The following is a 14,060-nucleotide window of genomic DNA, read 5'->3' on the forward strand; positions in this document are numbered from 1 at the left end:
GGATGCGGCCCGGGTACGGCTTTCGCAGGGGTGCGGGCTGCCCGGGTGACGCGCCGCTCAGGTGCCGGCCAGCGGCAGCGCGGCGGCGACCAGCTTTCCGGTCGCCGCCGCCTTGTCCAGCGCGTCCCGCAGCAGGTCCTCGCGCGGCTGGCGGCCGATCGAGCCGACCGGCGCGGCGAACATCAGTACCTGCTGGTGCTTGTTGGCGGCCGCGCGCCAGCCCTCGGTGACCTGGAGCGGCTGGTGCGCCTGCCACCAGGCCACCGGCTGGCCGCCGTTGCTGCCGGGCTGGAGCACCGCGTGCAGCCGGCCCACGGCGAGCAGCACCGACCAGCCGTGCAGGACGGGCGGTACGGCGGACAGCTCGGCCAGCGGCATGAAGCCCTGCTCGATGAGCAGCGGCAGGAAGTCGTCGCCGGAGCCCGTGGTGCCGGGCCTGGCGATGGGCGCGGTCGGTTCCACCACCAGGGCCGGGTGCAGCTCCCCGGCGATCAGCACGAGTCCGCTGGTCACCCCGAGCACCGCCTGCTCGGGCACCACCTTGTCGGGCTCCAGGTCGACGGTGTCGCCGGTGATGGACTTCACGGCGCCCCGGAGCTGTTCCTCGGTGACCTGGACGACCTGCGAGGGCAGACAGCCGGCGTGGGCGAAGGCGAGGACGGCGGTCTCGTCCCCGATGAACAGGACGGTGCTGGTGCGCTCCTGTGCGGCGTCGCCCGGAGTGCGGCAGGACGTGCAGTCGTAACTGCCCGGGGCGGTCTCCCCGGCGAGCAGGCGGTCGGCTTCTTCGTCGCCGATCTCGGCGCGTACCTCGTCGCTGACGTCGAGCATGCGCGGCACGGGTGACTCCCTCGGGGATGCGGTGCGTGGCAGGACCGGGTGGCTCCCGGCCCGTGGTCCGGGTGGGACCCGGCTCATGAAGAAGACAACGGGCGCTCTGTGGCGGGAGTCACGCCCCAGAGCGAACGGAATCGAACCATCCAGCGCACAGGGTCACGCTCGGCGCGGAATCGCGTACTCACCGTCAAGTCTGCGGTCTGCAAAGGACGTTGAGGGGGTGAGGTGGGTCACAGCCTGTCGGGCCGGTTGGTCGATATATCAGGAAATCCAGGAATGAAATGGGTGTCCGGAAATAGCCGTTACCCGAGGTATCGGGGAACTGGCCTGCCACGACGGGCAATCGGTTGATGACGGCCCGTCAACCTCCTTAGATTCCTCGGCCGTGTGCAGCGAGCACCGCTCGGGTACGTCCGCCGGCCGCGTGATTCTCCGGAACCACGCGCAGCACCACACCGGCGGACGGGGCGAGCGCGACCCACGCGCCCCATGGCGCGGGCAGTGGCGTTCCGCCTTGGGGGACCCCGGGTGTTTCGAGAGGGAACTACATGTCCGAATGTGCCGTCACCACGCGAGACAACGCTCGGAAGAACCAGGTTCGTACGACGGCGGTCCTCGCCGGCGCGGCACTGCTCGCGCCCCTCGGACTGCTCGCCGCGACCGGAAACGCCGCGGCGGCTGACAGCGGAGTGTGGGACCGCATCGCCCAGTGCGAGAGCGGCGGCAACTGGCACATCAACACCGGCAACGGCTACTACGGCGGACTCCAGTTCGCCGCCTCCACCTGGCGCGCCTACGGCGGCACGGCCTACGCGCCCACCGCCGACCAGGCGAGCAAGTCCCAGCAGATCGCCGTCGCCACCAAGGTCCAGCGCGCCCAGGGATGGGGCGCCTGGCCGACCTGCTCGGCACGCGCCGGGGCGAGCGGCAGCGCACCCGCGGCGTCCGCGGCCGACCCGGTCACCTCCACCGAGCCCGCTCCGGCGAAGCCCTCGAAGACGCCGGCGCGTTCCACGGCACACCCGGACCGCGGCTCCTCCCGCGGCGACTACACCGTCCGCGACGGCGACACGCTGAGCGGCGTCGCCGCCCGGCACGGGACCACCTGGCAGCACCTCTACGCCGCCAACAAGGCCGCCATCGGCGGCGATCCCGATGTGATCGTGCCCGGCCTGCGCCTCGAACTCTGAGCCGCTCCCGCCCGCCGGGAGACGCGGGCCCTGTCCGGCCGGCCGGACAGGGCCTCGGCGTGTCTCCGGCTCACGTTCCGAGCTCGCTCGCCTCCCCGGCGAACACGACGACCCCACGGCGCAGTTCGTACACCAGGACCGGCCGGTCGCGCAGGGCGGGCGGCAGGCGCTGCTCGGCGACCACCACGCACGCGTCGAGCGCGCTCAGCAGCCCGTAGGTGCGGGCGGCGACCGAGGGTGACATGCCCTGGGCGGGCTCGTCGACGAGCACCACGCGCGCGCGTGCCAGCAGTGCCCGGGACAGGGCGAGCATGCGCTGCTCCCCGCCGGAGAGGGTGCCGGCGCGCCGCTCCAGCAGGAGCCGCAGCTGCGGGTAGGCGTCGAGGGCCGGGCCGTGGTCCGGGGCGGCGAGTTCGAGGTTCTCGCGCACGGTGAGCGAGCCGAACACGGCCTGCCGCTCCGGCACCAGGCACAGCCCGCGCCGGGCCCGCTCGTACGCCGGTACGCGGGTCACGTCGGCGCCGTCCCACACCACGGCGCCACCCGACAGGGGCACCGTTCCGGCCAGGGCGCGCAGGGCGGTGCTGCGGCCGGAGCCGTTGCGGCCCAGCAGCACGGTCAGGCCCGGGCCGGGGGCGGCGAGGGTGACGCCGTGCAGGGCCTCCAGCGGGCCGTAGCGCACGCGCGCGTGGCGCAGGGAGACGGTGGTCATCGCCCGGCCGCCGGTCCCATGGCGTCCAGGACGCGCTCGGGCGGGCCGGAGGTGACGATCCGGCCCGCCGTCATCACGTGCACGACGTCGGCGAGGCCGGCGACCAGGTCCAGGTCGTGCTCGACGACGAGCAGGGCCGTGCCGTCGGCGGCCAGGGCCTTCAGGACCCGGGCGAGAGCAGCCACTTCGGCGGTGTCGAGGCCGGCGGCGGGCTCGTCGAGCAGCAGGACGCGCGGGGCACCCGCGAGGGCCCGGGCCAGTTCGACGCGGCGCAGCGTCCCCGTGGGCAGCCCGGCGGCGGGCAGCGCCCGCACCGGCCCGTCCAGACCGAGCAACCTCAGCGTCCGCTCCACGGCGCCCGGGTCGGTCACCCGGCCCTGTTCGGCGCGCACTCGGACGTTCTCGGCCACGGTCAGCGACGGGAAGACGGCCAGTTGCTGGAAGGTCCGCGCGACACCGAGCCGGGTGCGGGCATGCGCGGGCAGTGCGGTGATGTCCCGCCCGCCCAACCTCACCTCGCCGCGCGCGGGCCGTAGCGTTCCGGCCAGACAGTGGAACAGAGTGCTCTTTCCGGCCCCGTTGGGGCCCACGACCGCGGTGATCCGCCCGGGGGAGACGTCCAGGTCGACCCCGTGGAGGGCGGTGAAGCCGCCGTAACGGGCGTGGAGATGACGGGCGGTGAGGACGGGGGAGGCTGTGGTGGTCGGGCCGGCGGGCGGCCGGGGCGCCCCCGGCGGCGCTGCGGCACGTGGCGGGGAGCCCGGGACGGGCTCGGCGGCGGCCTCGCGCGCTGCCGTGGCGGCTTGGGGGGCCGCCGGGCGGCTGCCGCCGGGGCGTGCCGCGTCGGGTGAGCCGTGGCGGTGCGCCGGGGCGGGCGCGCGCGTCCCGTCCGCCGAGGCGACCGGCGGGCGGTGGGAGGCCGGGCCCGAGGGGCCGCGCTCCGTGCCCCTCTCGCCGCTTCGGGGCTCGCGTCGTCCGGCCGCCCCCGTGCCCTCCGCTCCCCGAACCACGCCGGTCGCCCCCGTCGGGCCGGGCGCCCTCCGGGCCGCCCGCGGCTCCGCCGGGCGCAACAGCCCGCGGGCCCGGACTCCCGCCCGGGTTAGGGCGGGTCCGCGGCTCAGGCGCAGGCGTTCCACCGCTGTCCGCAGGGCCTCGTACGGGCCGCCGGGGAAGCGGCCCACGAGGACCGCCAGGACGCCGATCACGGCCGCGGCCACGCCGCCGCGCGTGCCCGCGTCCAGGCCGACCAGGAGGGCCGCGGCGGCGAGGGCGCCGAGGGTGCTGTCGGCGCCCAGCACCACGACCGCCGCGAACCACAGCAGACCGCGCACCGGGTCGTAGGCGGCGGGGTCGAAGGCGCGCAGGCCCATGCCGAGCATGCCGCCGCCCAGCGCGGCGAGCGCGGCGCCCGCGACGAAGGCGAGCAGCTTCAGGGACGGCACCCGGACGCCCGCCGCCTGCGCCCCCGCCTCGTGGTCCCGCATGGCCGCGAGGGCCCGGCCCGTCCGCCCCCGGCGCAGCGCGTGCGCCGCCAGCAGCGCCACCGCCAGCAGGAGCAGCTCCAGGACGTAGTAGGCGCGGTCCCCTTCGAAACCCGCCGGGCGGCCCAGCGACAGGCCCGACGTGGCGTACGGCTGGGCGAAGACGAAGCGGCTCACCCCCACGCCGACCGCGAACGTCGCCAGCGCCAGCGCCAGGCCCCGGCGGCCGATCGCCGGCCAGCCCGTGAGCAGGCCGAGCGGTGCCACCAGGACGACCGCCACCGCGAGGGCCGCGAGCTCCGGCACGGCCGGCAGGCCCGGGAAGCGGCCCGCCGCCAGCAGCGCGGTGAACAGGGCGCCCAGACCCGCGTACGCCGCCTGCCCCAGCGAGATCTGGCCGCCGCGGCCGGTGACCACCACCAGGGACAGCAGGACGACGGCCAGCGCCGGCACCTGGATCGACGTGTGCAGGTCCCGGCCGGCCAGGCCCAGCGGCAGCAGGAACAGCACGGCCGCCACGATCCACGCGCCGGGCGGTGTCGGAACCCGGGCGGTGGCCGTGCGCGGCAACGCGTCACGCGTGCCCACACCCGGCAGGACCAGGGCCGCGACCAGCAGGGCGACGACGAACAGGTTCGTGCCGGCCGCCTGGAGCAGCGGCGCGCCCCACCCGGACGGGTGCAGCCGCGTGAGCTGGCTCTGCGCCACCCCGACGCCCAGCGCCACCACCACCGCGACCGGCAGGCTCCGCATCCGCGCGGCCACCGCGACCGCCACGACCTCCATCACGAGCAGCGGCAGCCCGTACGGGTCGAGACGCACGAACGGCGCCAGCAGTACGCCGGTCAGGCCCGCCGTGAAGGAGCCGAACGCCCAGCCCGCCGCCGCGACCCGGTCCGCGTCGATGCCGCCCAGCACGGCGAGCTGCCGGTCGTCGACCACGGCCCGCAGCTCCCGCCCGAACCGCGTCCGGCGGACCACCGCCGCGACCCCCGCGGCCAGCACCAGCACCACCGCCAGCTGCCCCCACGGCTCGTCCGGCACCAGCTCGGGCGCGTCGTCCCGCGCCCCCTGCCCCCACAGCAGCGCCGCCCCGCCCACCAGCAGCACGAACACCCCGATGGACGCCACCAGCGTCTGTGCCGGGTCACCACCGAGCACCGCCAGGGAACGGAATACGAACCGCTCCAGTACGACACCCAGCCCCGGCGCCAGCACCAGCAGCGTCACCGTCGCCCCGAGCCACAGCGGCCAGCCCCACTCGACCACGCACTGCCGCAGCGCGTAGGCGCACACCATCGCGATCGCGCCGTGCGCGAAGTTCAGCACGCCGGTCGCGCGGTACGTCACGATCAGGCCGATCCCGGTCAGCGCCGCCGCGCTGCCGACCGCCAGGCCGGCCAGGGTGAGGTCGTACGTCAGCGAGGACATCGGCCGTGCTCAGTCGGTCTCTTCGGCGGGCTCGCAGATCGGGCACGGGCCCAGCTCGCCGCTCGCCGCCAGCTTGGAGTCCACCGGAACCGCCTCCGCCTTCCCCGCGACCAGCGGGCAGTCCGCGCGGTGCCACAGCGTGCCGCCCGGCACCATCAGCAGCTCGCCGCTGACCGCGAGGGGCGCGAGGGCGGCCTGCCCGGTCTCCTCCGCATCGGCCGGCTCGGCCGCCACCAGCAGGCCGTACAGCTCCTCCACGCGCGCGGCGGCGACCGAGTTCCGGCCGTGGGCCAGCAGCACCGCCCCGGAGACGATCAGGGCCGCGCCGGGGATCGTGCAGGAGGCGAGGTAGGGCAGCTGCCGTTCGGCGAAGCGCTCCCCGGAGACGCCGTACCAGCCGACGACGCAGAGCACCGCACCGGCGGCCAGCGCCACCCAGCCGGCCCACAGGACGGGATGCACGGTCCGCAGTCGGCTTGTCCGCATCGCTGGCTCCCACACGTCGGTTGTCCGGGCACGCGCCTGGCCGCCTGTTCAAGTCCGCCGATCGCTTGCACTATGCCTCTTGGAAGCTGACCCTGAAAGCACCGGGCGCACATGGCCCGGACCGACACCCGGTGGTGAGCCAGATGGTTCTCGGCAGCGACCTCAGGCGGGGGAACGCGACACGGGGCCCACGAGCCGCGGGACGGGGCACGGCGATCACGGCCGCCCTTGTCCTGGCCCTCGCCCCGGCCCTCGCGGCATGCGGCGACGACGACGGCGGCGGCAGCGCGGCCACGCCGCCCCAACCGACCGTTGACCGGACCACGAGCGCACCGGCCAGCGCGCCGGCGGACCGGGCCGCGGCCGAGACGGAGATCAGGCAGAACTGGCAGAAGTTCTTCGACCCCAAGACCTCGACCGAGGACAAGCAGGCCGTCCTGGAGAACGGCGACCGGATGGGCCCCGTCCTGAAGGCCTTCAGCGGCGACGAGCGCGGCGGGCAGGTCCAGGCGAAGGTCACCAGGATCGAGTTCACCTCGGCGACCGAGGCGGACGTGACGTACACGCTCACCCTGAAGGGCGCCACCGCCCTGCCGGACGCCTCCGGGACGGCCGTCGAACAGGACGGCACCTGGAAGGTGTCCGCCAAGACGCTCTGCGCGCTGGTGCAACTGAGCGGCAATGCGTCACCGGTCCCGGGCTGCTGAGGCACTCGCCGCGGTGCTGCTGCTCGCCCTGAGCGCGGCCTGCGGCAGCCGGCTCCCGGAGAGCGACTTCGAGCACGACGACCACACCTCGGCGCCCCGCGACGCCGCGCCCCTTCGAGTCGGCATCATCACCAGCGCCACCAGCCCGGTCGGCGGCGCCGCCTTCACAGGCCCGCGCGACGGCGCCAAGGCGTGGTTCGACCGGCTCAACGCGCGCGGGGGCATCGACGGCCGCCGCGTGGAGGTGCGCCTGTGCGACGACGGCGGCAGCGGCGTCGGCAACAACGAGTGCGTGCACCGGCTGGTCGAGGAGGACGAGGTGGTCGCCCTGGTCGCCACCACCGCCTTCGACTACGCGGGCGCCTCCCGTGTCTCACGCGCGCGCGTGCCCGACATCGGCGGCCAGCCCATCGGCAGCGCCTATGACACCTACCCGCACCTCTACGGCATCTACGGCAGCCTCGCGCCGCGCGACGGCGCCACCGGCTGGGACGGCAAGCTGTACGGCGGCACCGAGGTCTACCGCTACTTCAAGCGCGAGCACGGAGCCCGGACCGCCGCTGTCGTCTCCTACAACCAGTCCGCGTCCGCCGCCTACGCCCGGCTCGTCGAACGGGGCCTGCGCACCGAGGGCTACGAGGTCGTCACCGAGCAGGTCGACTTCGCCCTGCCCAACTTCCGCGCCGTCGCGGCAGACCTGAAGGAGCAGGGCGCCGACCTCGTCTTCGACGCCATCGACAGCCACGGCAACGCCCGGCTGTGCCAGGCCATGGACGAGGCCGGCGCCGACGTCACCGCCAAGGTGACCAACGTGCAGAACTGGGCGTCCACCGTCGCCGACGCCTACAAGGACGCCCCGCGCTGCCGCAACGCCCTCTGGGCGACCGGCTCCAGCCGCAACTTCGACGACACCGGCCATCCGGCCGTACGGGAGTTCCGCGAGGCGACGAAGGGCCTGAAGACGCACTCGCAGTGGCAGCTGGAGGGCTGGGCGGCCGCGCGGTGGTTCACGGACGCCGCCGAGTCCTGCGCGAGGACGGGCATCACGCGCGCCTGCGTCGACGCCTACATGAACCGCGGCGAGGCATACACCGCGGGCGGACTGCTCCTGCCCGTGGAGTTCGAGCGGCGCCCAGAGCCGCCAAGGACCAGCCGGACCTGCCTGTCGGTGGCACGCTGGCAGGACGACAAGGGCTGGGTCACCCAGGGGGACATGAACCGCACCTGCTTCGACGTCCCCCAACTGGCCTACGAGCCTTGAGGACAGCGGCTGTCCGCAAGGGCTGGCAGACTCGCCCCCATGTTGGAGACCTCGGCACGCCTGCTGCGCCTGCTGTCCCTGCTCCAGGCCCACCGCGAGTGGTCCGGCCCCGACCTGGCGCAGCGGCTCGACGTCAGCGCCCGCACCCTGCGCCGGGACGTGGACCGGCTGCGCGAACTCGGCTACCCGGTCAACGCCAGCCCCGGCACGGGCGGCGGCTACCAACTGGGCGCGGGCGCCGAGTTGCCCCCGCTGCTCCTGGACGACGACGAGGCCGTCGCCGTGGCGATCGGGCTGCGCACGGCGGCCGGGCAGGGCATCGAGGGCATCGGCGAGACCTCGGTACGGGCCCTCGCCAAACTGGAACAGGTGCTGCCGAACCGGCTGCGTCGCCGCGTGGGCGCCCTCAACGCCTTCACCGTGCCGATGCTGCGCGGCCCTGTGCCCGACGCCGTCGACCCGGCCGTACTGACCGAGCTCGCCCACCTCTGCCGGGATGCCGAGCGCCTGCGCTTCGAGTACCGCGGCCTCCCCCACTCTCGAACAGCCTCGAGCGGGGGGACCCCCATCGGCACCACCAGCCGCCGCAGTGTCGAACCGCACCGCCTGGTGTGCACCGAGCGACGCTGGTACCTCGTCGCCTGGGACCTCGACCGGGAGGACTGGCGCACGTTCCGCGCGGACCGCATCACGCCCAGGCCCCCGCACGGCCCGCGCTTCGAGCCGCGCGAGGCGCCCGCAGACGACCTCGCCGCCTACGTCTCCCAGGGCGTCTCCACCCGCGTGTACGCCACCCACGCCGTCGTGCGGCTCATGGCGCCCCTGGAGGAGGCCGCCGCGCACATCTCCCCCAGCGCCGGGGTGCTGGAGGCGGAGGGCCCGGACAGCTGCCTGCTGCGCTGCGGCGCCGGCAGCCTCGACGTGATGGTGATCCACGTGATGATGCTGGGTTTCGAGTTCGAGGTGCTCGAACCCGACGGGCTGATCGAGGCGATCAGGAGGACTCGGGACCGGCTTGATGGCGCTCTGGCTCGGGCTGCGCAGTCACCGCCGCGTACTGCGGATGGTGCAGGTCGAACGCCGGCGACTCCGACCGGATCCGGGGCAGCGCCGTGAAGTTGTGCCGGGGCGGCGGGCAGGAGGTCGCCCACTCCAGGGACCGGCCGTAGCCCCAGGGGTCGTCGACCTCGACCTTCGCGCCGTACTTGGCGGTCTTCCACACGTTGTAGAGGAACGGCAGCGTCGACATGCCGAGCAGGAAAGCGCCGATCGTCGAGACGGTGTTGAGCACGGTGAACCCGTCCGCGGCGAGGTAGTCCGCGTACCGGCGCGGCATGCCCTCGGCGCCCAGCCAGTGCTGCACCAGGAACGTGGTGTGGAAGCCGACGAAGAGCGTCCAGAACTGGATCTTGCCGAGCCGCTCGTCGAGCATCTTCCCGGTGAACTTCGGCCACCAGAAGAAGAAGCCGGCGAAGATCGCGAAGACGACGGTGCCGAAGACGACGTAGTGGAAGTGCGCCACCACGAAGTACGTGTCCGTGACGTGGAAGTCCAGCGGCGGCGACGCGAGGATCACCCCGGTCAGCCCGCCGAGCAGGAACGTCACCAGGAAGCCCGTCGCCCACAGCATCGGCGTCTCGAAGGACAGTGAGCCCTTGATCATGGTGCCGATCCAGTTGAAGAACTTCACACCGGTCGGCACCGCGATCAGGAAGGTCATGAAGGAGAAGAACGGCAGCAGTACGGCGCCCGTGGCGAACATGTGGTGCGCCCACACCACTACCGACAGGCCGGTGATCGCCATCGTCGCGCCGACCAGCGTCAGATAGCCGAACATCGGCTTGCGGCTGAAGACCGGGATGATCTCCGTGACGATGCCGAAGAACGGCAGCGCGATGATGTACACCTCGGGATGGCCGAAGAACCAGAACAGGTGCTGCCACAGGATCGCCCCGCCGTTGGTCGCGTCGAAGACCTGCGAGCCGAACCGCCGGTCCGCCTCCAGCACCAGCAGCGCCGCCGCGAGCACCGGGAACGCCATCAGGATCAGGATCGACGTGAACAGCGTGTTCCAGACGAAGATCGGCATCCGGAACATCGTCATGCCGGGCGCGCGCATCCCGATGATGGTGGTGATGAAGTTGACCGCTCCGAGGATCGTGCCGAAGCCGGACAGCGCCAGCCCCATGATCCACAGGTCGGCGCCGATGCCCGGTGAGCGTTCGGCGCTGTTCAGCGGGGCGTAGGCGAACCAGCCGAAGTCCGCCGGGCCCGAGGGCACCAGCAGCGAGCCCAGCACGATCAGCCCGCCGAACAGGAACAGCCAGTACGAGAGCATGTTCAGCCGCGGGAAGGCGACGTCGGGCGCGCCGATCTGCAACGGCATCAGCTCGTTCGCGAAGCCCGCGAAGGTCGGTGTCGCGAACAGCAGCAGCATGATCGTGCCGTGCAGCGTGAAGGCTTGGTTGAACTGCTCGTTGGTGATGATCTGAAGTCCGGGACGGGCCAGCTCGGCGCGCATCAGCAGCGCCATCACTCCGGCGATCAGGAAGAACACGAAGGACGTGATCAGGTACAGGTGACCGATCTTCTTGTGGTCCGTCGTGGTGAGCCAGTCGACCACCACCCGCCCGTGCTTCTTCCTCGGCACGGGCGGCGCCGTCGCCTGTACGGTCTGCGTCCCCATCGCTCGCTCGCCCCTTCGCTCATCGCGTGCCGGGCCCGCCGAAGCCCGCGCCGCACGCCGCGAGCTCACGCCATGATGCTCGCGTCACCGAGCGCACCGACAGGGGGCGTACCGGCCTCGCTGTGCCGAAGCCGTGCATTTCCTGTGCGGCGGTGGCTCCGCCGCCCGGTGTGGCGCCGGAATGGAATGGGGCCCCGAGGTCACTTCTCCCGGAACTTTCCGCCTGGCTTTTCCATGGGCTCATGTGACACGCGGAAATTCCGATCGAATGCCTGCGGAAGGCCTACGAAACCGCTCGTCCGTGTGACGGACAGCGCCCGAAACACCTGTCGTGATCTTGTGACAGAAGCGTGACAGGGGAGGGACGGGGACAGGGGTTACCGGCCCGGACTTCCATGGTCGCCGGGCACGGCATAGCGTGGCGGCATGGCACCGATTCCGACACCTTCCGCGGAACCCGACGACACCCCGGACACCTATGTCGGCCTGGAGGCCGGCCGGGCCGAACACCTCGCGCGTGAGCGCGGCTGGTCGACGGTGCGCTCGCTGCCGCCGGGAGCGATCATCACCATGGAGTACCGCGTGGGCCGGCTGAACTTCGAGGTGAAGGGCGGCCGGGTGGCGCGGGCCTGGAAGGGCTGAGACACCGCGAAGGCACCGGTTCCGCTCCGGAACCGGGGCCTTCGCCGTGCCGGGACGATGTGCGCACCTGTCCCGCCGTCCGTCCTGGTCAGCCGCCCGTCAGAGGCCGGGTCGAGGAGGCCGAGCCGCGGGGGTGCCGCTCCGCGTGCGGCGGGCGGCGGCTGCCCGTGGGGGAGATCGGCGTGCGCTCCGAGCGGGCCGTGTGCGGTCCCGGCGCCAGGTAGACGGGGGCCCGGGGGGAGCCGGCCGCGACGTCGTCCCGGTCGGCGGGCAGCGGCGTGACCACCACGTGCGGTGCGCCGACCGGCACGGCGGCCGGCGCCGTACGACGGCTCCGGCGGGCCCGCAGCCGGTCGCGCAGGTCGAAGATCCTGGCCTCGGAACGGGCGATCAGCGGCTCGAACCACGGCAGGGCGAGCAGGATCAGCAGCCCCGCGGCCCAGCCCAGCAGCACATCGCTCAGCCAGTGCGTACCGAGGTACACGGTGGCCATCCCGACGCCGAGCGAGGTCACCGCGGACACGGCGGACAGCCAGCGGCGCGCTCTCGGGGTGGAGGCCATGTAGGCCAGGATTCCCCAGGTCACCACGGCGTTGGCGGTGTGACCGCTCGGAAATATATCGCCGCCGCGCCACATCTCGTTCGAGCCGATCACGGTCGCGTAGTGCGGTCCCAGCCGGCCCATGCCGTACTTGGCGGCGCCGACCGTGATGTTCAGCAGCAGCAGCGAGACGCCGAGGGCGAGCAGCGGACGCAGGGTGTGCTGCCGCCAGGAGCGCCAGCCCAGCCAGGCCGCGACCATCACCGCGGTCGGACCGCGCTGGCCGAGCACCACGTAGTAGTCGACGAACCAGTGGATCTCCGACCACTGCTGGTACGGCCGGAAGAACATGACCTGCCAGTCGAGCCGGACAAGCCAGGACGTGATGATCACGGCCCACACGATCGCGCCGTAGAAGGCCAGGGTCGCCGCGAGGAGCACGATGCGGTGCCTGCTCATCTTCGGCACATCGAGGTGGGCCGGTCGTTCCGGCTCACGGTCCAGCCGGGCGAACACCCGGTCCAGACGGGTGAGCTTCGGTTCGGTACGCACCCAATCGACGTTACAGCGAGTGAGCTCGGATCCCTGTCGAATCAACGGCTTTGTGATGACGATGTGATGTGGGATTCCTCTCAGGAGGAGGTTTATTTCCAGCGAATCCGTAATCGCCGGCCCCTGCGGCCTTCAATTCCTTTGATCATTCCGGACGGCGGTTTTATTGCGCTTTTGAATTCGTTCACCGGAGCATCGTGCGCAATTCTCCCGGCGCTCACAGCGGGTCAGGGCGGACCCGAGCCGTTCAGCCAGAACGCCCCGTACACCGCCGAGGCGACCGCCACCGGCCCGAGCACCAGCACCGACCTGCGCAGACGCAGCCGGGCCAGGGCCAGTGCGAGGGGCAGCAGCAGTGGGAAGGCGGGCATCAGCAGGCGCGGCTTCGAGCCGAAGTAGCTCGACGCGCACAGGGCGAGCGCGGTCACGACTCCGCTGTAGACCAGCAGCGGGAGGGGCTGGCGCTGACGTACGCCGACCACATACAGCCATACGACTGACGCGACCCCGGCGATCAGCCCGGCACCGGCCAGGGCCGAGGGAAACGACGTGAACTTTTCGGCGACGAACCGGGCGAAGGCGTAACCCCCGTCGAACCCGTTGCGCCATCCCGCCTGCACGTCGAGATAGCCGAGCGGACCCTTGCCGGTGCGGTGGCCGACCCACAGCACGTATCCGGCGGTGCCGAGGGGGGCCAGCAGCATGCCGAGGACACGGCGGGGACGCGGGCCGGGGCCGTCGGCGTCGCCCGCGGGCCGCTCCCGTGCGAAGGAGGCGATGCCCGCCACCCACACCGCGGCCACCACCGCCACTCCGACCGGGCGGGTCAGCCCCGCCAGCAGGGCCAGCGTGCCCGCGGCCGCCCAGCGGCCGGTCAGAACCGCGTACAGAGACCACGCGGCGAGCGCCGTGAACACCGACTCGCTGTACGCCATCGACTGCACGATCCCGACCGGGAGAACGGCCCACAGCAGCACCGCGCACACCCCGGCCCGGCGCCCGTACACGTGGTCCGCGACCGCGAAGATCCCCCACGCCGCGGCGAGGGAGGCGACCAGGCTGACGAGGAAACCGCCGTCCGCGTACGACAGCGGGGACACCGCCGCCACCAGCCGCTCCAGCCAGGGCAGCAGCGGGAAGAACGCGAGGTTCGAGTGCACGTCCCCGTTCGCCAGACGCACCTCGTAGCCGTAGCCGAGTTCGGCGACCCTGGTGTACCAGAGCGCGTCCCAGCGGGCGGTCAGCAGCGTGTACGCGCTCTTGTCGCGTGCCGCGCTCCACAGGGCCAGGGCGATGAGGCCCAGGCCACGGACGGCCGCGTACCCGAGGAGCGCCGGGGCCGCCCGGCGCAGCACCCCGGTGCGGGAGGGGGCCGCGCGCGTCTCAAGATCGGTCACGGGCCCGATTATCGACCCGGGCCGGAACCGGCCGGCCGCCCGGGGCGTGGACGACGGCGGGGAGCGGTCGAGGCGGGGGAGCGGACGACGGAGGGGGAGTGGCGTACGCCACATCGTTCCGCCGGACGTGTGAGAGG

General features: G+C 73.0%; 11 protein-coding genes and 1 pseudogene. 5 read left to right on the plus strand and 7 right to left on the minus strand.

What is annotated here, in order from left to right:
• Nucleotides 1-57: 57 nt before the first annotated feature.
• Complete coding sequence (locus AOQ53_RS11150; protein ID WP_059416849.1) at nt 58-840, minus strand: hypothetical protein; 783 nt, start codon at nt 838-840, stop codon at nt 58-60.
• A 545-nt stretch (nt 841-1,385) separates the two neighbouring features.
• Here AOQ53_RS11150 and AOQ53_RS11155 point away from each other — a divergent pair.
• Complete coding sequence (locus AOQ53_RS11155) at nt 1,386-2,027, plus strand: LysM peptidoglycan-binding domain-containing protein (protein ID WP_059416850.1); 642 nt, start codon at nt 1,386-1,388, stop codon at nt 2,025-2,027.
• Nucleotides 2,028-2,097: 70 nt separating this feature from the next.
• On the opposite strand, the gene AOQ53_RS11160 is transcribed toward AOQ53_RS11155, so the two are convergent.
• Genes AOQ53_RS11160 through AOQ53_RS11170 form a run of 3 tightly spaced genes read right to left on the minus strand, consistent with a single transcriptional unit; the run spans nt 2,098 to nt 6,137 of the window.
• The gene (locus AOQ53_RS11160) at nt 2,098-2,739 is read right to left on the minus strand and encodes an ATP-binding cassette domain-containing protein (protein ID WP_059416851.1); all 642 of its coding nucleotides are present in this window, start codon (nt 2,737-2,739) and stop codon (nt 2,098-2,100) included.
• Nucleotides 2,736-5,651: an ABC transporter permease subunit gene (locus AOQ53_RS11165; RefSeq protein ID WP_059416852.1), complete on the minus strand. Its 2,916-nt coding sequence runs from the start codon at nt 5,649-5,651 to the stop codon at nt 2,736-2,738. The genes AOQ53_RS11160 and AOQ53_RS11165 overlap by 4 nt, the downstream gene beginning before the upstream one ends.
• A gap of 9 nt (nt 5,652-5,660) precedes the next feature.
• Complete coding sequence (locus AOQ53_RS11170; RefSeq protein ID WP_059416853.1) at nt 5,661-6,137, minus strand: hypothetical protein; 477 nt, start codon at nt 6,135-6,137, stop codon at nt 5,661-5,663.
• Between the two features lie 143 nt (nt 6,138-6,280).
• Between AOQ53_RS11170 and AOQ53_RS11175 the strand changes: the two genes are divergently transcribed.
• The 3 genes from AOQ53_RS11175 to AOQ53_RS40770 are packed head-to-tail and all read left to right on the plus strand — an operon-like array spanning nt 6,281 to nt 9,221.
• A complete protein-coding gene (locus tag AOQ53_RS11175) occupies nt 6,281-6,844 on the plus strand; it encodes a hypothetical protein (RefSeq protein WP_059416876.1) in 564 nt (187 codons plus the stop codon).
• The gene (locus tag AOQ53_RS11180; RefSeq protein WP_059416854.1) at nt 6,819-8,105 is read left to right on the plus strand and encodes an ABC transporter substrate-binding protein; all 1,287 of its coding nucleotides are present in this window, start codon (nt 6,819-6,821) and stop codon (nt 8,103-8,105) included. Before AOQ53_RS11175 ends, AOQ53_RS11180 begins: the two co-directional genes overlap by 26 nt.
• A 39-nt stretch (nt 8,106-8,144) precedes the next feature.
• Nucleotides 8,145-9,221, plus strand: coding sequence for a helix-turn-helix transcriptional regulator (locus AOQ53_RS40770; RefSeq protein ID WP_107084014.1), 1,077 nt, complete (start codon nt 8,145-8,147; stop codon nt 9,219-9,221).
• Here AOQ53_RS40770 and ctaD read toward each other — a convergent pair.
• Nucleotides 9,220-10,791, minus strand: a pseudogene (gene ctaD, locus AOQ53_RS11185) (aa3-type cytochrome oxidase subunit I); the annotation flags it as partial. The gene AOQ53_RS40770 and the pseudogene ctaD sit on opposite strands and share 2 nt — an antisense overlap.
• A 426-nt stretch (nt 10,792-11,217) precedes the next feature.
• On the opposite strand from ctaD, the gene AOQ53_RS11190 reads away from it, so the two are divergent.
• The gene (locus tag AOQ53_RS11190; RefSeq protein WP_059416856.1) at nt 11,218-11,433 is read left to right on the plus strand and encodes an I78 family peptidase inhibitor; all 216 of its coding nucleotides are present in this window, start codon (nt 11,218-11,220) and stop codon (nt 11,431-11,433) included.
• A gap of 88 nt (nt 11,434-11,521) precedes the next feature.
• Here the strand turns inward: AOQ53_RS11190 and AOQ53_RS11195 are convergent, their stop codons facing one another.
• A complete protein-coding gene (locus AOQ53_RS11195; RefSeq protein WP_059416857.1) occupies nt 11,522-12,526 on the minus strand; it encodes a phosphatase PAP2 family protein in 1,005 nt (334 codons plus the stop codon).
• A 227-nt stretch (nt 12,527-12,753) separates the two neighbouring features.
• Nucleotides 12,754-13,923: a glycosyltransferase family protein gene (locus AOQ53_RS11200; protein WP_059416858.1), complete on the minus strand. Its 1,170-nt coding sequence runs from the start codon at nt 13,921-13,923 to the stop codon at nt 12,754-12,756.
• Nucleotides 13,924-14,060 lie beyond the last annotated feature (137 nt).

It is taken from the genome of Streptomyces azureus, assembly GCF_001270025.1.
GTDB lineage: Bacteria > Actinomycetota > Actinomycetes > Streptomycetales > Streptomycetaceae > Streptomyces > Streptomyces azureus.

Bases quoted from the DNA above. Each gene is read 5' to 3' on its own strand.
- AOQ53_RS11155 (WP_059416850.1), top strand. From the start codon at position 1,386: ATGTCCGAATGTGCCGTCACCACGCGAGACAACGCTCGGAAGAACCAG.
- AOQ53_RS11160 (WP_059416851.1), bottom strand. From the start codon at position 2,739: ATGACCACCGTCTCCCTGCGCCACGCGCGCGTGCGCTACGGCCCGCTG.
- AOQ53_RS11165 (WP_059416852.1), bottom strand. From the start codon at position 5,651: ATGTCCTCGCTGACGTACGACCTCACCCTGGCCGGCCTGGCGGTCGGC.
- AOQ53_RS11170 (WP_059416853.1), bottom strand. From the start codon at position 6,137: ATGCGGACAAGCCGACTGCGGACCGTGCATCCCGTCCTGTGGGCCGGC.
- AOQ53_RS11175 (WP_059416876.1), top strand. From the start codon at position 6,281: ATGGTTCTCGGCAGCGACCTCAGGCGGGGGAACGCGACACGGGGCCCA.
- AOQ53_RS11180 (WP_059416854.1), top strand. From the start codon at position 6,819: ATGCGTCACCGGTCCCGGGCTGCTGAGGCACTCGCCGCGGTGCTGCTG.
- AOQ53_RS40770 (WP_107084014.1), top strand. From the start codon at position 8,145: ATGTTGGAGACCTCGGCACGCCTGCTGCGCCTGCTGTCCCTGCTCCAG.
- AOQ53_RS11190 (WP_059416856.1), top strand. From the start codon at position 11,218: ATGGCACCGATTCCGACACCTTCCGCGGAACCCGACGACACCCCGGAC.